Below are 16,093 nucleotides of genomic sequence, written 5' to 3'. Positions count from 1 at the left end.
AAGAAGAAACCACGGCCCGCTGCTTCTTCTTGCCTGAAATATCCCCGCCGGAGGCTCCACCCCTTGCCGCCGGACAGGGCGGTTGCAGGAAAGAAAATCATGCAGAGCAAGCTTCTTCTGATCATTCTTGACGGTGTGCCCCTTCGGAACTGGCGGCGTTTGTTCGGCAATCTGGAAGGCTGGGTCGAAAGCGGACAGGCGCAGACATGGGTGATGCGCTCGGTACTGCCCTCGATCTCGGCCAGTTGCTATGCCTCGATCCACACAGGCGTGACGCCGCAGGAACATGGCTGCACGGGCAATGGCAATGTCTTCCGGCTATCGCATCCCGACGTGTTCACTGCAGTCCGCAAAGCGGGTGGGATCACGGGCGCTGTGACTCATTCATTCTGGTCCGAGTTTTTCAACCGCGCGCCTTTCGATTATGTCCGCGACATCGAATATGACGAGCCCGATAGCGACACGATCAATCACGGGCGCTTCCACACGATGACAGGCTACGGGCTGATCAACCAGATGACCCCGTCGGATGTGGATCTGTTCGCAACACTGACCATGTTGTCGGCACGACACGGGCTGGACTACGGCATCCTGCATACCTGCACGCTGGACAGCATGGGACACCGCTTTTTCCACGATTGTCAGGAAATGGACCATGCCTGCGCCGTCATGGACGAGATGTTGGCCCCCTTCATCCCCAAATGGCTGGCAATGGGATACGAGGTGATCGTCACTGCCGATCACGGGCAGGATGCGCGCGGTCATCACGGTGGCAACAGCGATCTGCAACGCGAGGTGGCCCTGTATTATTTCGGCTCAGCGCGCGGGCCCGATCCGGACACGGTGCTGGACCAGTTGCAACTGGCCCCGACCATCCTGTCACGCTTGGGCGCGCCGATACCGGATACGATGAAAGGCTCTTCGTTTCTGGCCGGCTGACGCGGGTTTTGCAGGCTGAAAAACGCCTGAAGGCAACGCTATATGTGGCTGTTTTGTGGCTATATTGTGGTGGGATCGCAAAAAGACTCTAGTCAGTGGATGAAAATCAGGCTAGTTTGGACGGCAATTATAAAAGCGCTGAATAAATCGGCGATTAACGAGTAGAGCGGTGTTATCATGAAGGCAATGGATTTTGTCGTGCGTCCCGTTATGGGCGTAACCAGGCGTGGCGTGGTCGAAGGTGGCGCTGCCGCATCCGTGATCGAGGTCGCCGCTGGCGAAGAGATCTCTCTCAATATCAGGCAATTCGAACTGACCGGCTATACCAAGGTCGATTCCGATTTGCAGATCACGCTGGCGGACGGGAGGGTCATCACCCTTAAAGGCTACTATGAAGGCGGTGCACAGGTTGCGCGGCTGTTCATCAGCGCGGACGGTTACCTGAGCGAGGTAACGCTGGTCGAAGGCAGCGAAGGTGTCCTTTATGCCCAGTATGGTCCGACCGAGGCGTGGGGCAAATGGAGCCCGCATGAAGACCTGATCTTTCTGGGTAGCGACGAAATTACAACCCCGCTGGCCGAGACCGACAATGATACGGTCAGCATGCTTGGCGCCGGTCTGTTGCTGGGTGGCGGGGGGCTTGGCGCTGCCGGTGGCATCGCCGCACTGGCGGCCGGTTCAGCTCTGGCCGCTGGCGTCGGTGGCGGCGGTGGCGAAGATGGAACTCCCAGAGGCGGCGCGCCAACCCCTGGCGGAAATGGCAACGGGGTGCGTCTGCCAACCGTCAACGAGAAAGACCCTATCGTGGTCGGTGGGGGCGATACCCCCTCGATCAAGATCACCGGTACGGCTGATCCGGATGCAGGGGTCGAGGTGACCATCGGTGACGTCACCCTGCAGGTTACGCCGGATGAGGACGGCAATTGGGAAGTCGTGTTCGCAGGGGATAACTTCCCCGAGGATGGCACGTATCCTGTCGTGGTTGTTGTCGCGCAGCCCGATGGCAGCACGATTGATCTGAGCGGCCCTCCCGTGACCATCGACACCACACCGCCTGTTCTGACATTCATCGAAGGGACCGAGTCGGTCGGACATGTCGTGAATGGTGACGACCACAAGGACGGTATTAGGATCGCAGGCACCAGCGAGGCTGGCGCGCGGATCGAAGTGGTTGTTGACGGCGTGATCAAAACCGACGTTGCGGACGGGAACGGACTTTGGTCGGTCGGTTACGCGCCGACCGAAGTGCCTGGCGGCGATGATACGCGCGATGTCACCGTGACGGCGACGGACGGTTACAACAATTCGGCAACATTCACGGATAAGCTGCGGATAGATACGATCCCCGATCCGATCATGATCAACTCGTCGTTGATCGGTAGCAATGGTGTAGTCAACGCAGTCGAAGCCGGTCGTGTGGTCAGTGTCACGGGAACCTCGACACCCGGCAACATGCTCACGCTTGTCTATCAGGACGGTGTGCAGACAATCACCAAAACCGTGCCGGTTTTGGAAAACGGAACCTGGCAGGTGGATTACCAGCCCGGCGAGTTGCGTCGTGGGGAATACGATGTCACGTTGTCGGCGACCACCACAGATTGGGCGGGCAATATCGGGCGGCAATCCGGCGGATTCCGTGTCGACACTTCGCATTTCCTGCAGATTGATCCGGCTCCCTTGGGCGAAAACAACGTGCTGAACGCGGTCAGCGTCGATAATGGTATGACCCTGCGCGGCACAACGCAGCAGGATTCGGTGGTCGAAGTGCGCTACGGCAATATCGTGCGACAGGTGACGTCGACAGATGGCACATGGGCTGTTCCGTTCCAAAGCAGCGATTTTGCCCGCGGTGACTATGACGCGACTTTCACGGTCACCGCGCGGGACGCGGCGGGCAATGAGAATACGGCCTCGCGGACGGTGTCGGTCGATACCGAGGTCAATGTCACTCTGGATGGCGGGATTGGCAATAACGGTCTGATCAACGGGGCTGCGCGCAACCGTGGTGTGCTGCTGACTGGCACCACCGATGATGCCACAAACGATGTCTGGGTGCAGGTCGGCACAGTCTCGAAGCAGGCGGATGTCGATGGTTCCGGCAACTGGCAGGTGCGGTTCAACGCGGTTGACCTGCCAGTGGGTCAGGGTGATCTTGATGTTGTGGCAACCGCGACCGATGCGGCGCGCAACAGCACAAGCGACGACACGACCGTCCGCTATGATACAGAGGTGCAGAATTTCGCCTATACCTCGACGGATTTGGCGGCAGACGGGATCATCAACGGCGATGACGCCGCCGAAGGTTTGGTCGTGGCCGGTCGGGTTGAACCCGGATCGCGGGTCATTGTCACGCTGGATGGCGCCCAGATTGAGGCAAATGTTCAGACCAACGGTCTTTGGAGCGCCCGCTTCGAGGCATCCGATATCCGCAGCGGTGAATATCCCACAACGCTGACAGCGGTGGCAACCGACCGTGCAGACAACGTCGAAGAGATCAGCCATGCGGTCCGTGTGGACACACGGCTCAATCTGTTGACGATCACGGGGCCGGTGACCGGCGACAACATGATCAACCTTGATGAATCCCAATCGGGTTTCGAGGTAAGGGGGCGCGTCGAACACGGTCCGGCGGCAAGTGATCGTTCCGATGTCGTTGTCGAATTCGACAACCATTTCTACACGGCAAGCGTCGATGGCGCAGGCAACTGGCGCGCGTTCATTCCGGGTGCGGATGTGCGGACGGGTTTCTATGACGCCGATATAATCGTCCATGCCAGCGACGCTGCGGGCAATGTCGACCGGACAACGCAAGCTGTCACGATTGACACGATTGATCCGACCAGCCCTGTCGTTGTGCGGCGCGAGGAAGGTCCGGATTCGACCTTCAGCGTCACAATCAAGGCCACTGACGACGATGTCAGTTTTACCGAAATCCGCAGCGATGGCAGTATTGCCGAGGTGCAGACACTCGAGACCGATATCCTCTCGCGGGGGGATACGCTGCATGATTTCGGAACGCTCCAGCCCGGCGGCAGTTTCATGGGCATGCCTGTGCCGGATGGATCGAACCTGATCGTGATGGCAACGGATGTTGCGGGCAATCACAGCGGCACTTTCCTGGCGCTTGATAATCCTGCGACGCAGGCTGTCGATCTGTCACCTGTGGTCAATGCGGACATGCAGATTGATGCGATCGACCTGAACTATGCCGAGGATCGCAGCCTGACCCTGACCGAAGCGCAAATTATGGCCCTGTCACCGGATGACCACAGCCTGACGATCCATGGTGGCAGCGACGATACCGTGACGCTGACCGGTGCAAACCGGACAGGTTCCGAAACGGTCGATGGGCGGAGCTATGCGGTTTATGAACTGGGCGATGCGCGCGTGATCATTGACGAGACTGTGACGACCATCTGAGGCAGATTGATGCGTCGAAGCAACGGACCCGTTCCACGCGGGCGGGTTCGGCAACAACACAAAGCACCGCAACAAGGGGCTGGTATGGGGCAGGCAGAGAAAAAGCGCGCAGGCGGACGAGTCCCGCGCCCCGCGCTGGCCCTGCTGTCGCTTTTGCTTCTGCCTGCCTGTCTGGATCAGGGCCAGGGCGGTGTCGCGCGGTTGCTGATGCCGGATCCTGCGCCTGTTGCCGAAGGTCTTGATGCGGATGCGACAGAGGCTGAAACCTCTGTCGTGTTGCAAGATTTGATGGCGCGGCGCAGCGCGCTGCCGCCGGATACAGCGCTGGACAAGGTCGCGGGCGCGGTGCTTGTGGCGGATACACGCGCCGCACAGGCCGAGCTACGCAGCGCCAGATTGCGGGCGCGGGCACAGTCGCGCAACTGGTTGCCCAGTATCGGGCCGCAGGTCAGCCTTAGCTCATTAGGTTCGGTCGTGGCGATGCTGGTGGTGGAGCAGGTTCTCTTCGACAACGGGCGCAAGCTGGCTGAACGCGACTTTGCCAAGGCGGATGTCGAGGTGGCGGCGGTCGCCTTGGTGCAGGACAGCAATGACCGCGTGCTGACAGCGCTGACGCTCTATCTAGCCGCCCGCGAGGCGCAGGACAAGGCGCTGCTGGCGCAAGCGGCAGAGCGCGATATGACGCATTTTGAATGGGTCATGTCCGAACGCGTGGCGGGGGGTATATCAGACAGGTCCGATTTGCAGGTCTTGCACCAGAAACTGGCCGAAATCCGCGCCACGGGGCAGACGGAAACCGAAGCGGCCCGCGCCGCACTGGCCGAGCTGTCCGCGATGGGCGTTGGCCCTGATGATCTGGCGGATCATGATGCAATCGCGCCGCTGCATCTGCCCGAAACATTGCCTGTTCCCCTGCCGGTGCGCCTGGCCGAAGCCGAGAAGAACCGCGCCGAGGCGCGGGCCCGCATCGACAGGGCCGGATTTCTACCTGCGATCACGGCCAATGCAGCCTTGGGGCGCGGCGCGCCCGATCCCTCGCTTGATATACGGACATCGCGCCCCTTGGGCTTCGGGACTGCCGATGACCTGCGCGCCATCGCCGCAGCAACCGAAGGTGAAAGCCGCAAGGTGGATCAGGCCCGTGAGGAATCCAACCGCCAGCTGAGGCGGCTGGAACAGGAACGCACCGCCCTGATGCGTCAGGCCGCCGAAGCAACGGTGCTGAGCAATCGCGCCAAGGCCAATCTGGACCTGTTTCAAAGCCAATATGACGCTGGCCAGCGGCAGGTGATGGATGTGGTGGGGCTTTACGAGCAATTCGCCCGACAACAGCAATCCGTGGCTTCGCTACGCTACCGCGCGGCGTTGGCCGAGTTGCAGATCGCGGCGACACTGGGCCTGCTGGCCGATGGTGACAAGCTGTGAACGGTCCTGCACAAACCCTGCGGGCGCTGGGTGGTGCGGTGCGCGCCAAGGCTGGTGCCACAGCCGATGCCGCTGGTGGCGCGATCAGGGCAAGGTTGCAATCCGTGCCTGTGGTGCAGCGTGACACTGAGCCGGTCGATCCGGTCGCGGTCGATGCAGACAGTCTGGAGCAGGCCGAACTGGTCGTCGTCTATGCCGGTGTTCTGGGGCGCAGCCTGCCGCGTCGCGACGTGATCGAAGCGATGATGGCGCGTCAGTCGCCTGAGGACCAAGCCGGTCCCGCTGCCTTGGCCGGTGTGATCGTAGACTGCGGCCTGCTGGCGCGTGTTGCAACGGCCAAGGCACTGACACCCGATCTCTGGCCTGCGTTGGCGCTGATGACCAACGGGCAATATGTTCTGGTACTGGATCAGGCAAGCGCAGAGAGTGGGGCCGCGCTGACGATCTATGACAGGCACAGCGCCGACAATCGTCTGGCCGTGCCCCATGCCGAGTTTGCTGCCTATTTCACAGGCCACCTGATCCGCGCCGAAGCCCCACTCGTGCAACTGGCACAAAGCCATGTTGCGGCGGCAAAGCCCGCTCATTGGTTCTGGGGCGAGTTCGTGGTGCTCCGGCGTCCTTTTGTGGATGTAATGCTTGGCTCTTTCGTGGCCAATCTTCTGGCTGTCGCAGTCGCGCTTTTCTCGCTTCAGGTCTACGACCGCGTGATCCCGCACCAGTCGCAGGCGACGCTTTGGGTGCTGGCCGGCGGTGCTATGCTGGCGCTGGTGATGGAAGCCGTCCTCAAGGCCGCACGCGCGCAACTGATGGACGGCGCAGGCCGCAACATCGAGGTCACAGTGCAGGGCGTGCTGATGGACAAGGTTCTGGGCGCGAGGTCCGACACGCAAGGCCGCAGCCCCTCGCACATTTTCAGCGCGATGCGCGATTTCGGATCAGTGCGCGAGTTCTTCACCACCGCGACCGTGGGCACTTTGGCTGATATTCCTTTTATTTTTGTGTTCCTGCTGCTTGTCGCCTCGATTGGGGGCAATATCGTCTGGGTGTTGGTACTGGGCGGTGTGCTGATGGTGCTGCCCGGGTTCTTGATGCAGCGCCGGATGATGCGGCTGACCGAAGAGGGGCAGGGCGCATCAGCCCGCGCAGCGCGCCTGCTGCAAGAGGTGATCTACGAGCAGGAAACCATCAAGACGCTGCGCGGCGAGGAACGGATGCGCCGGATCTGGGCCGAACTGACGACTTTGTCGGCGCTGACATCCTCAGAACAACGCAAGCTGGCCTCAATCCTGACGATCTGGGCGCAGGGGGTGCAGCAGGCCACTTATGTGGCAGCTGTGGTGCTGGGCGCCTATCTGGTTTTCGCGGGGCAATTCACCGTGGGCTCGATCATCGCGGTGGGCATCCTGACAGGGCGCACTTTGGCACCACTGTCACAACTGGCCGGCACAATGGCGCGCTGGGGCAATGTGCGCGCGGCGCTGGACGCGCTGGACAAGATCGCCCATGCCAAGCAGGACCGTGAAGAAGGGCGCAGCTATCTGCGCCGCGACCAGTTGGCGGGCAGTTTCGAGATGCGCGAGATCCAGTTCCGCTATAGCGACGAGACCGCAACCGTGCTGGATATTCCTGCCCTTGCCATCCTTCCGGGACAGCGTATCGCGGTGCTGGGGGCCAACGGGTCGGGGAAATCGACATTACTGCGGCTTTTGTCAGGTCTCTATGCGCCAAGCCGTGGCCGCCTGATGGCGGACGGGACGGAAATGGGCCAGATAGCGCCACGTGACCTGCGCCGCGCCATCGGTTATCTGGGACAGGATGTGCGGCTCTTTGCGGGCAGCCTGCGCGAGAACCTGACGCTGAACCTGCTGGAACGCGATGATGACCGGCTGATGCAGGCGCTGGATTTCGCGGGGCTTGGCCCTTTCGTCAAATCGCATCCGCGCGGGCTTGATCTGGAACTGGGTGATGGCGGTATGGGGCTGTCGATCGGGCAGCGTCAGTCGGTGGGTTGGGCGCGGCTCTGGTTGCAAAACCCCTCGGTTTGCCTGCTGGACGAACCCACCGCGGCACTGGATCAACGGCTTGAGGCAACACTGGTCAGCCGTCTGGAACACTGGCTTGAGGGACGCACCGTGGTGATCGCCACGCATCGCATGCCGATCCTGTCGCTGACAACCCGCGTCATGGTGCTGCAAAACGGACGCTTGGCGGTGGATGGCCCGTGCGAGCAGGTGCTGGCGCATCTGGCGACACCGGCAGGCGGAGGGATCTGAGAATGGCGCAGACGTCGTTTGGACTTGCGGCACAGATGAACGGGCGGTTGCGCGGTCCCAGCCTGACGATATGGCTTTGTGCGGGCACTGTTTTGCTGTTTCTGCTTTGGGCGAGCGTGGCTTGGGTGGACGAGATCGTGCGCGCCGAGGGCGAGATGATATCTGCCTCGCGCCCGCAGATCATCCAGAACCTTGAAGGCGGCATTCTGGCTGAACTGGCTGTGCGTGAAGGCGATATCGTACAAGCTGGAGATCTTCTGGCGCGGCTTCAGGACACGCAATTCCGCGCATCGGTCGATGATCTGACCGATCAGATCGCCGCTTTGGAAGTCCGCCGCTTGCGGCTTGAGGCTGAACTTGCAGGGCAGTCCGATTTCGAAGTTCCCGCCGGTCTGGCGGTGCGCGATCAGGGCATGATTGCCTCGGAGCGGGTGCTGCTACAGGCACGCCAGTCCGATTTGGGCAGCCGGACCGAGGGCGCGCAGCGCGTGCTGGAACAGGCGCGCCAGGAAATGCAGCTGATGGAGAACATGCTTGAGCGCAAGATCGTCGCCCTGATCGAGGTGACGCGCGCCCGCAAAATCCATGCCGATGCCCGAATCCGGTATGACGAGATCATCACCGGCGCCGAGCTTGAGCGCGCCGAGGCTTACGCCACGACCCTGCGCGAACTGGCGACCTTGCGGCAGAATCTCAAGGCCAGTGTGGACCAGTTGAACCGCACGGTTCTGGTCAGCCCGATGCGCGGCATCGTCAAGGCGGTGTCGGTTACCACGATCGGAGGGGTAGTGCGCCCCGGCGAGGAGATATTGCAGATCATCCCGATGGACGAAGAGTTGTTCGTCGAAGCCCGGGTGCGCCCCGAGAATATTGCAGGCGTGCGCCCCGGACAGGACGCGACGATCAAGCTGACGGCCTATGACTATACAATCTACGGCACCTTGACAGGGCAGGTGGATGTGATTTCCGCCGATACGTTCAAGGATGACCGCGCCCGCGATCCCGATACCGCGGCGCATTACAAGGTGACGCTACGGGTGGATCTGGACAATCTGACAGCGCGTCAGGCTTCGGTCGAGATCAGGCCGGGGATGCAGGCTTCGGTTGAATTGCACACAGGCAGCAAGACGGTGCTGCAATATCTGCTCAAGCCGCTCTACAAGTCGCGCGAGGCGTTCCGCGAGCCTTGATGCAGGGCAGGGGTTTTCCCTTGGCGAAACCGTGTCAGCGGCCCATAAGCAGGCCAAAGACATGAAAGGCCTATCCATGACCAGCCAATGCGCCCTTTGCGGCACGCCTGACGCACAGCCCACTGCGGTGCCACCCATGGATGCCGCGGTGCCGCTTTGCGCGATCTGCCGGTCCGGTACAAGCGGCGCAATCACGGACGATCCGCATTGGCGTTGCCTGAACGACGCGGTCTGGAGTGCGGAACCGGCAGTGCAGGTTCTGGCATGGCGGATGTTGCACCGCGTCGATGCCGGTTGGGCGCGCGATCTGCTGGATATCGTCTATCTGGAACCCGAGGTGCAGGCTTGGGCCGAGGCAGGGATGGCTGAAGGCGAACAACCCGCCGATATCATCCACCGCGACAGCAACGGCACGGTTCTGGCACAGGGCGATACGGTGCATCTTATCAAGGATTTGCCGGTCAAGGGGGCGGGCTTTACCGCCAAGCGGGGCACGGCCGTGCGGGGTATTTCCCTTGTTGCGGATAATGCGGGCCAGATCGAGGGGCGCGTAGCCGGACAGCGGATCGTGATCCTGACCGAATTTGTGAAAAAGTCCTGATATCAGTACGGGTCTAGACATCGAGCCAGATTGTCACCGGTCCGTCATTGACCAGTTCCACGGCCATATCCGCCCCGAATTCGCCGGTTTCAGTGGGAATGCCCCATGCGGACAGGCTGGCTGCAAACTGTTGGTACAGGCGCCGTCCCTCATCCGGGCTGGCGGCTGCGGAAAACCCCGGACGGTTGCCGCGTGACGTATCCGCGGAGAGCGTGAACTGGCTGACCACAAGCGCCGCCCCGCCGATATCAAGGATCGAGCGGTTCATCCGGCCTTCATCATCCTTGAAAATCCGCAGCTTGGAAATTTTCGCAGCCATCTGTTCGGCCTGCTGATCCGTATCGCCCTGCATGGCACAGATCAGGATCAGCAGACCTGCACCACATTGTCCGATCTGCCGGCCCGCGACGCTGACAGTGGCGCCGGTGACCCGCTGGATAAGTGCGCGCATGCGGAGTTCCTTGTGTTTGTTTGGCGGACGGCTAAGGAAGCGGGCCTGTCTGCCCTTCGTTGAACTATATTCGACGCCACCCCCGAAAGTATTCCGGCAAGATGAATGGGCGGCGGTTGTGGAGGGCCTGTCAGCCGCGCCAGTCGATCAACTCGGACAGGGGCGCGCGAGCGGTGCGGAAGGCGTTGGCGGGATGGTCCTTGTCCGCATAGCCGAAGGATATCGCACACAGAATATGGCGATGTTCGGGGATGGCGAACCAGTCGCGCAGGAAGGGTGCTTGTGCCGCCACAGCCGCCTGCGGGATCGAGGCGACACCGCGCGCTTGCGCCGCCAGCGTGAACAGCGCCACAAAGCCGCCGGTATCCATCGCACCGTAAGGGCCAAGATCGGCCTCGGTCGTCACGATGGCCACATGGGGCGCACCGAACAGGCGGAAGTTTTCCAGCATTTGCGCCTGCGTGGCGGCGCGGTCCTCCTTGGGGATGCCAAGGCTGTCATATAGCTGGAAGCCGCAGATGCGGCGGCGGTCGCGGTAGACGCCAGTATATTGGCGCGGCCATTCCAGATCGGGTTTCGGCGGTGTGCTGGTGGCCGCCTGATAGAGCGCGTCGCGGAAGCGGTCGGTCTCGGGTGCGCGGGTGACGACCACCTGCCATGGCTGCGCATTGCACCATGAAGGCACACGGGCCGCGCTGGTCACGATCTCTTCGATCAGGGTGTCTGGCAGAGAGTCCGGCAGAAAGGCACGGCAGCTATGGCGGTCCAGCAACAGCGTGTCGAGCGTTGCAGCGGCGGTATTGGTCATCACATCAATCCTTCATTCAGGGCGATCCCGTAGCCGACAGCCCCCGCAACCAAGCTACCAAGGATCACCGCAAAGGCAATCTTCCATGCCGACCATGGCCGCTCGCCCTGCACGCGGCCTGTTGCGCCATTGACCACGAAACGGTAGGTCTGCCCACGGTATTTATATGCCGCCAACCAGACCGGCAGCAGAATATGCTTGAAGGTCACATCGCTGATGGCAGTGTCGATATGACCGACGCGCTGCTGGTCACCGCCGATATCGAACCGCACATCGCGTTCGATCACGCGGTCCATCTTTTCGCGCGCAAGGCCAAAGCCTGTTTCCAGATCGACGGTATAGCCCTCGGCGCGAAAGCCTGCCAGAAACTCGGGACGGTAGGGTTGTAGCGCGGACAGATCCCATGGCTCCAGACCTTCAGTATAGCGGCGCGGCAGGCTGGCCGAGGCCAGCACCAGCACATCGTCAAACCAGCGTTTCACCCGACCCGATACAGGCATCCAGCGGATGCGCGGCACCTGCGTACGGACGGGCTTGCCGTCGCGCATTACCGTTACGGTTTCATAATAGACAGTGCCGCGCTGGCCGGAATAGCGGCTTTGCGTGTCGGCGTCGAAGGTCCAGTAGGGCACATAGATGCCCGCCATCGCGCGGCCCTTGCGGGCATAGTCCTGCAAGCCGTTCGGGGCGAACCACAATTTGCCCAGCCAGTCGGTCATTGCCTGCCGTCCAGCGCGTTCATCCAGCACGAAAGGCAGTACGGCGCGCGGTTTGATATGGCGATGCGTGCCGGTATCGGCCACCAGAGGCGAGGCGCAGAACGGGCATTCCAGCGCGTGGATGGTCGGATCGAACTCCACTTGCGCGCCGCAACTGGTGCAGTTTGACACGCGCGTCACCTCGGTTTCTGACGCGGGCAGGTTCTGTGACAGGGCGGCCTTGAAATCCAGCTCCTTCAGCGCGCCCGACCACGGACCGGGAGGGGCAATTTGCTGGGTATGGCCGCAATGGTCGCAGACCAGCGCACCTTGTCCTGGTGCAAAGCGGTAGTCGGCGCCGCATTGCGCGCAGGGAAAGCGGTGTTCCTCAAGGGTTTCTGTGGTCTCGGACGTCATGGATCACAAAATGCCGTGCATCAGGCGCGGGGTGATATTGCGCAGGGCGCCGTCACCCAGGGCTGTGTGACGCCATAGATGAAAGATACCATGCAGCAGCCCCAGCCCCAGCGTCAGAAGAAAGATCACCCGCGTTGCACCGTCCAGAAGGCCATTGGGTGCAAGAAGGGCGGCAACAGCCGCCATTTCCAGCGCGGCCAGCACGATCACATGCATCGCCTTGAACCCGCTGCGCGCAAGGCCGGTCAGCGCGGGGCCCGGACGGGACAGATGCCCGAAAACGGCATAGCCCAGCCCCCAAAGGACCGCCACGAGGATCAGACCCCAGCGGACCCATCCGTTCAGGCCGTTCAGCAGGATCAGCACGATTAGGGCCAAGGCGGTCCAGTGCATGATCTTGAGCACTGGCCTGTAAAAATGCCTGACCGATGGGACGCCGGACTTCATGCCATCACACCGCTGGCGGCGGTGGCGGGGGCAGGATGGTGAAGAGTTGCGCCAGTTCGGTCACATCCTCGGCCCGCATCCAGCCATCCTGTCCGGGGGTCCAGACCAATGTGTCACGCATCAGCGCGCCATCTGCTGCCATGCGGCCCATCGACGCCTTGGAGAACGGCCCTTTGGTCTGGCCGTTCTCGGCGATATGCCAGACATGTTCGACTGGCGGCGGCGGTGGTGGGGCGGCGGCAGCGCTTTCGGGCCTTGCCCCCCAAGGACCGGGTTGTGCGATCTGGTTGGCCATCGCCATCCCCATCCCCATGCCAAGGCCGGCGCCCATGCCACCCCCGCCCGAGGGGTTGGCGGCGGCGGCTGTCATCGCCTCGGCTGCGGAATATTGGGTGAAACGCCCCAGATCACCGGCAATCCCCATCGAGGTGCGCTTGTCCAGCGCCGCCTCGACCGCAGGGGGGAGCGATATATTCTCGATGTAAAGTTCGGGGATGGTCAGGCCGTAGGATGTAACCGTGGCCGAGATCTGGCTGGCGACCAGTTTGCCCAGTTCGGCTGTGTTTGCAGCCATGTCCAGCACCGGAATGCCCGACGAGGCCAGAACGCGGCTCGCTTCCTGCACGATCACGTTGCGGATCTGGAAACTGATCTCGTCCGCGGTGAATTCGCCATCCGTGCCCACGATTTCGGACATGAAACGGGCGGGATCAGTGACTCGCACAGAATAGGTGCCGAAGGCGCGCAGGCGCACCGGCCCAAATTCGGGGTCGCGCGCCATGATCGGGTTCTTGGTGCCCCATTTCAGATCGTTGAATCGCGTGGTGTTGACGAAATAGATCTCGGATTTGAATGGCGAACGAAAGCCGTGATCCCAGTGGTTGAGGCTGGTCAGGATCGGCATGTTGTTGGTTTCCAGCATGTAGAGGCCGGGGGTGAATACATCGGCCAACTGGCCCTCGTGGATGAATACCGCAGCCTGCCCCTCGCGCACGGTGAGTTTGGCACCGTATTTGATCTCGTGGCCCTCGCGCTCGAACCGCCAGACCATCGTGTCGCGGCTGTCTTCGGTCCAGTGGATGACGTCAATGAACTGTCCACGGAGGAAATCGAAAATCGGCATAGGGTGTCTCCTGGGGTGACTACAGTCTGGTGGTGGGGTGGGTGGTCATATCGAGCCGCCCATCAGTTCTTCTGCCATCTGCGCAATGATCGGGCGGGCCTGATCCAGCGTCATGCCGGGGGTCAGGCGCGGATCGTAAAGCATTTGCAGCAGCAATTCATCGTGGCGGGTCAGCAAAGCAAATTCATCGTCATCGTTGAAGATCGACGGGCGCGCGCGCGGGGTGTCATTGGCCAGACCCAGTCCTTGCGCCATTTCCTCGTGGATACAGGAATCACGCAGCAGGTCGGGATGTTCCGAGCGGATTACGAGAACCGCCTGACGGTAGACATGCGTTTCAGACCCGCCGCCCGAGAAGGCCATCACGAAACAATGGATCTGGCGCGGCAAGTTGCGGAACACGCCCAATGCGCCAGGGCTGATGCCGGGCACAAGCTGGCGTGCGCGTTGGGGCAACAGGGCGCGATCATCCTCGCTGTAGAACAGAACATGCATATTCGGACGGGCGCTATCCATCCCGACCGGATGGCCTGTGGCCCGCGACAGGCGGCCCGCAAAGCCGGTCACGCTTTGCAGATCGGTGTCCTGTTGTGCCGTGGGAATCGAGGGGCCGAATTCGACATTGATCCGCACCGGTTGGGTCCAGCGGCGCAGCGGAACGGGGCGACCGGACGAGGCGCGCAGCCCCGCACCGCGCTCGTATTCGTCAAAAAACGCGATCAGTTCGAAATTGCGCGCCAATTCACGCGGGCCGAAAGGGGCGTCGCGTGCGCCGCGATCAGTCCTGAGCAACCCTTGAGACAGCAGATCCGCCTGTAGACGGCTGTAGTAAATCGACAGGTTCCTGCTGGCCTCGGAGGGCGTAGCATCTGCCTGTATCTCGGGTTTCTCGGGCGGGCGCGATATGCCGGGCTGCGGACCCGTGCCGTTGGGCACGGGGGGGGTGCAGGCTGCCAGCACCAACGCGCCCGACAGCAAGCCCAATCTGGCTGCGATCTGGCGCATACGGTCTCAGGCTCCGGGAACGGCTATGCCGGCGGTGTCGCCAAGGCCTGTCTTGCGCGCCTTGGCCGAGGCCAGCGTGTCGCGCAATTCCGTTTCCATCTTCTTCAGATCCTCCTCTGCAGCGGCGCGACGGGCCTTGCCCTCATCCGCGATCTGCAGGCTTTCATTGATCGTGGCAATCAGATCGGCATTGGCCTGCTTGACCGCCTCGATATCGAACACGCCGCGTTCCATTTCCTCGCGGATGATTTTGTTGCTGTCGCGCAGGTTCTTGGCATTCGCGGTCAAAAGTTCGTTGGTCAGGTCGTTGGCATCGCGCACGGCGGCTGCGGCTTCGGCAGAGCGCTGGATGGTGACAGCCTGCGCCAACTGGGTTTCCCACAAAGGCACCGTGTTCACGAGGGTCGAGTTGATCTTGGTGACAAGGCTCTTGTCATTCTCTTGCACCAGCCGGATCGAAGGCAGGGATTGCATCGTCACCTGACGGGTCAGTTTGAGGTCATGCACGCGGCGCTCCAGATCGTCACGGGCGGCGCGGATGTCGCGCAATTCCTGCGCTTTCATCACCTGTGCATCTGTGGGAGCGGCACTCACTTCGGCCTCTTTGGCGGGGATAGTGGTCGCCTCGATCTCTTTGATCTTGGCCTCGCCCGCCGCGATATAAAGCGCCAGCTCGTCATAGAAGGCCAGCGTCTTGTCATAGAGAATATCGAGTGATTTGATGTCCTTGAGCAGCTTGTGCTCGTGTTGCAGCAGATCATCCGTCACCCTGTCGATCTGCCCCTGCACCTTTTCGAAACGCGCGGTGAATTGGGCGAAAGGTGCGGCGCGTCCCAGAAGACGTTCCCACCAACTGCGTTCGCGGCGCACATCCAGTTCCGAGACCGAAAACCCGCGGATCGTGGAGACGATATCGCGCAAGGAGTCCCCCGCAGGTCCCACATCCTTGTTGCGAACATCGGTCAGCATAGCCTGACTGATGGTTTGCAATTCGGCCTGCGCGCGCGATCCGAATGACACGATGGAATTGGTATCGTCCATGTCCAGTTCAGCCATGCGGCGCGTGATTTCGGCGCCAAGCGCGGGGTCGGCCTGTTCCAGCGTGACGATTGCTGTGGCGGGTCCGGGTTCGGGCAGGACTACCGAGGTGACTTCCTCGACCATGGTAAGGGCTTCCTGTGCCTTGCGGCGGGTTGTGTCGGACATCGTGGCTCCCTTTCAATCTTTCGACCCGTCTGGCAGACGGGGATTAACGCGTTGGTCCGGCAAAAAGTTCCGCCGCCGGTTTCAGTT

The 16,093-nt window shown here is 61.7% G+C and carries 13 protein-coding genes; 6 read left to right on the top strand and 7 right to left on the bottom strand.

Features of this window, described 5'->3' with window-relative positions; genetic code table 11:
- The first annotated feature begins 99 nt into the window (after positions 1-99).
- From K7H22_RS05980 to K7H22_RS05955, 6 genes are all read left to right on the top strand, one after another.
- Entirely contained in the window at positions 100-939 is an 840-nt protein-coding gene (locus K7H22_RS05980) for an alkaline phosphatase family protein (protein ID WP_230799822.1), read from the top strand.
- A gap of 177 nt (positions 940-1,116) precedes the next feature.
- Positions 1,117-4,359, top strand: a complete 3,243-nt coding sequence (locus K7H22_RS05975; protein ID WP_230799821.1) for a hypothetical protein — start codon at positions 1,117-1,119, stop codon at positions 4,357-4,359.
- An 84-nt stretch (positions 4,360-4,443) separates the two neighbouring features.
- On the top strand, positions 4,444-5,784 hold the full coding sequence (locus tag K7H22_RS05970) for a TolC family protein (protein WP_230799820.1): 1,341 nt from the start codon (positions 4,444-4,446) through the stop codon (positions 5,782-5,784).
- Positions 5,785-5,897: 113 nt separating this feature from the next.
- Positions 5,898-8,060 (top strand): ATP-binding cassette domain-containing protein, encoded by a 2,163-nt coding sequence (locus tag K7H22_RS05965; protein WP_419248158.1) that lies wholly within the window; start codon positions 5,898-5,900, stop codon positions 8,058-8,060.
- A 2-nt stretch (positions 8,061-8,062) separates the two neighbouring features.
- Entirely contained in the window at positions 8,063-9,250 is a 1,188-nt protein-coding gene (locus K7H22_RS05960; protein ID WP_230799819.1) for an HlyD family efflux transporter periplasmic adaptor subunit, read from the top strand.
- Between the two features lie 61 nt (positions 9,251-9,311).
- Positions 9,312-9,851, top strand: coding sequence for an alkylphosphonate utilization protein (locus K7H22_RS05955; RefSeq protein ID WP_419248153.1), 540 nt, complete (start codon positions 9,312-9,314; stop codon positions 9,849-9,851).
- Between the two features lie 13 nt (positions 9,852-9,864).
- Here K7H22_RS05955 and dtd read toward each other — a convergent pair whose 3' ends face one another.
- From dtd to K7H22_RS05920, 7 genes are all read right to left on the bottom strand, one after another.
- Positions 9,865-10,302: a D-aminoacyl-tRNA deacylase gene (dtd, locus tag K7H22_RS05950; protein ID WP_230799818.1), complete on the bottom strand. Its 438-nt coding sequence runs from the start codon at positions 10,300-10,302 to the stop codon at positions 9,865-9,867.
- Between the two features lie 130 nt (positions 10,303-10,432).
- Complete coding sequence (locus K7H22_RS05945; RefSeq protein ID WP_230799817.1) at positions 10,433-11,110, bottom strand: nitroreductase; 678 nt, start codon at positions 11,108-11,110, stop codon at positions 10,433-10,435.
- Positions 11,110-12,225, bottom strand: a complete 1,116-nt coding sequence (locus K7H22_RS05940) for a TFIIB-type zinc finger domain-containing protein (RefSeq protein WP_230799816.1) — start codon at positions 12,223-12,225, stop codon at positions 11,110-11,112. Before K7H22_RS05940 ends, K7H22_RS05945 begins: the two co-directional genes overlap by 1 nt.
- A 3-nt stretch (positions 12,226-12,228) precedes the next feature.
- Positions 12,229-12,672 carry a hypothetical protein gene (locus tag K7H22_RS05935; protein ID WP_230799815.1) on the bottom strand — a complete coding sequence of 148 codons (444 nt, stop codon included), beginning with the start codon at positions 12,670-12,672 and terminating at the stop codon, positions 12,229-12,231.
- Between the two features lie 4 nt (positions 12,673-12,676).
- A complete protein-coding gene (locus K7H22_RS05930; RefSeq protein WP_230799814.1) occupies positions 12,677-13,795 on the bottom strand; it encodes an SPFH domain-containing protein in 1,119 nt (372 codons plus the stop codon).
- A gap of 45 nt (positions 13,796-13,840) precedes the next feature.
- On the bottom strand, positions 13,841-14,800 hold the full coding sequence (locus tag K7H22_RS05925; RefSeq protein ID WP_230799813.1) for a DUF2927 domain-containing protein: 960 nt from the start codon (positions 14,798-14,800) through the stop codon (positions 13,841-13,843).
- A gap of 6 nt (positions 14,801-14,806) precedes the next feature.
- Positions 14,807-16,006 carry a toxic anion resistance protein gene (locus tag K7H22_RS05920; protein ID WP_230799812.1) on the bottom strand — a complete coding sequence of 400 codons (1,200 nt, stop codon included), beginning with the start codon at positions 16,004-16,006 and terminating at the stop codon, positions 14,807-14,809.
- Positions 16,007-16,093: the final 87 nt, after the last annotated feature.

Source organism: Seohaeicola saemankumensis (genome assembly GCF_021021435.1).
Taxonomy (GTDB): Bacteria; Pseudomonadota; Alphaproteobacteria; order Rhodobacterales; family Rhodobacteraceae; genus Seohaeicola.
This window is presented reverse-complemented; position numbering and strand designations above follow the sequence as displayed.

Excerpts from the sequence above, each read along its gene's own strand:
- K7H22_RS05980 (WP_230799822.1), top strand. The coding sequence starts at position 100 with ATGCAGAGCAAGCTTCTTCTGATCATTCTTGACGGTGTGCCCCTTCGG.
- K7H22_RS05975 (WP_230799821.1), top strand. The coding sequence starts at position 1,117 with ATGAAGGCAATGGATTTTGTCGTGCGTCCCGTTATGGGCGTAACCAGG.
- K7H22_RS05970 (WP_230799820.1), top strand. The coding sequence starts at position 4,444 with ATGGGGCAGGCAGAGAAAAAGCGCGCAGGCGGACGAGTCCCGCGCCCC.
- K7H22_RS05960 (WP_230799819.1), top strand. The coding sequence starts at position 8,063 with ATGGCGCAGACGTCGTTTGGACTTGCGGCACAGATGAACGGGCGGTTG.
- K7H22_RS05955 (WP_419248153.1), top strand. The coding sequence starts at position 9,312 with ATGAAAGGCCTATCCATGACCAGCCAATGCGCCCTTTGCGGCACGCCT.
- dtd (WP_230799818.1), bottom strand. The coding sequence starts at position 10,302 with ATGCGCGCACTTATCCAGCGGGTCACCGGCGCCACTGTCAGCGTCGCG.
- K7H22_RS05945 (WP_230799817.1), bottom strand. The coding sequence starts at position 11,110 with ATGACCAATACCGCCGCTGCAACGCTCGACACGCTGTTGCTGGACCGC.
- K7H22_RS05940 (WP_230799816.1), bottom strand. The coding sequence starts at position 12,225 with ATGACGTCCGAGACCACAGAAACCCTTGAGGAACACCGCTTTCCCTGC.
- K7H22_RS05935 (WP_230799815.1), bottom strand. The coding sequence starts at position 12,672 with ATGAAGTCCGGCGTCCCATCGGTCAGGCATTTTTACAGGCCAGTGCTC.
- K7H22_RS05930 (WP_230799814.1), bottom strand. The coding sequence starts at position 13,795 with ATGCCGATTTTCGATTTCCTCCGTGGACAGTTCATTGACGTCATCCAC.
- K7H22_RS05925 (WP_230799813.1), bottom strand. The coding sequence starts at position 14,800 with ATGCGCCAGATCGCAGCCAGATTGGGCTTGCTGTCGGGCGCGTTGGTG.
- K7H22_RS05920 (WP_230799812.1), bottom strand. The coding sequence starts at position 16,006 with ATGTCCGACACAACCCGCCGCAAGGCACAGGAAGCCCTTACCATGGTC.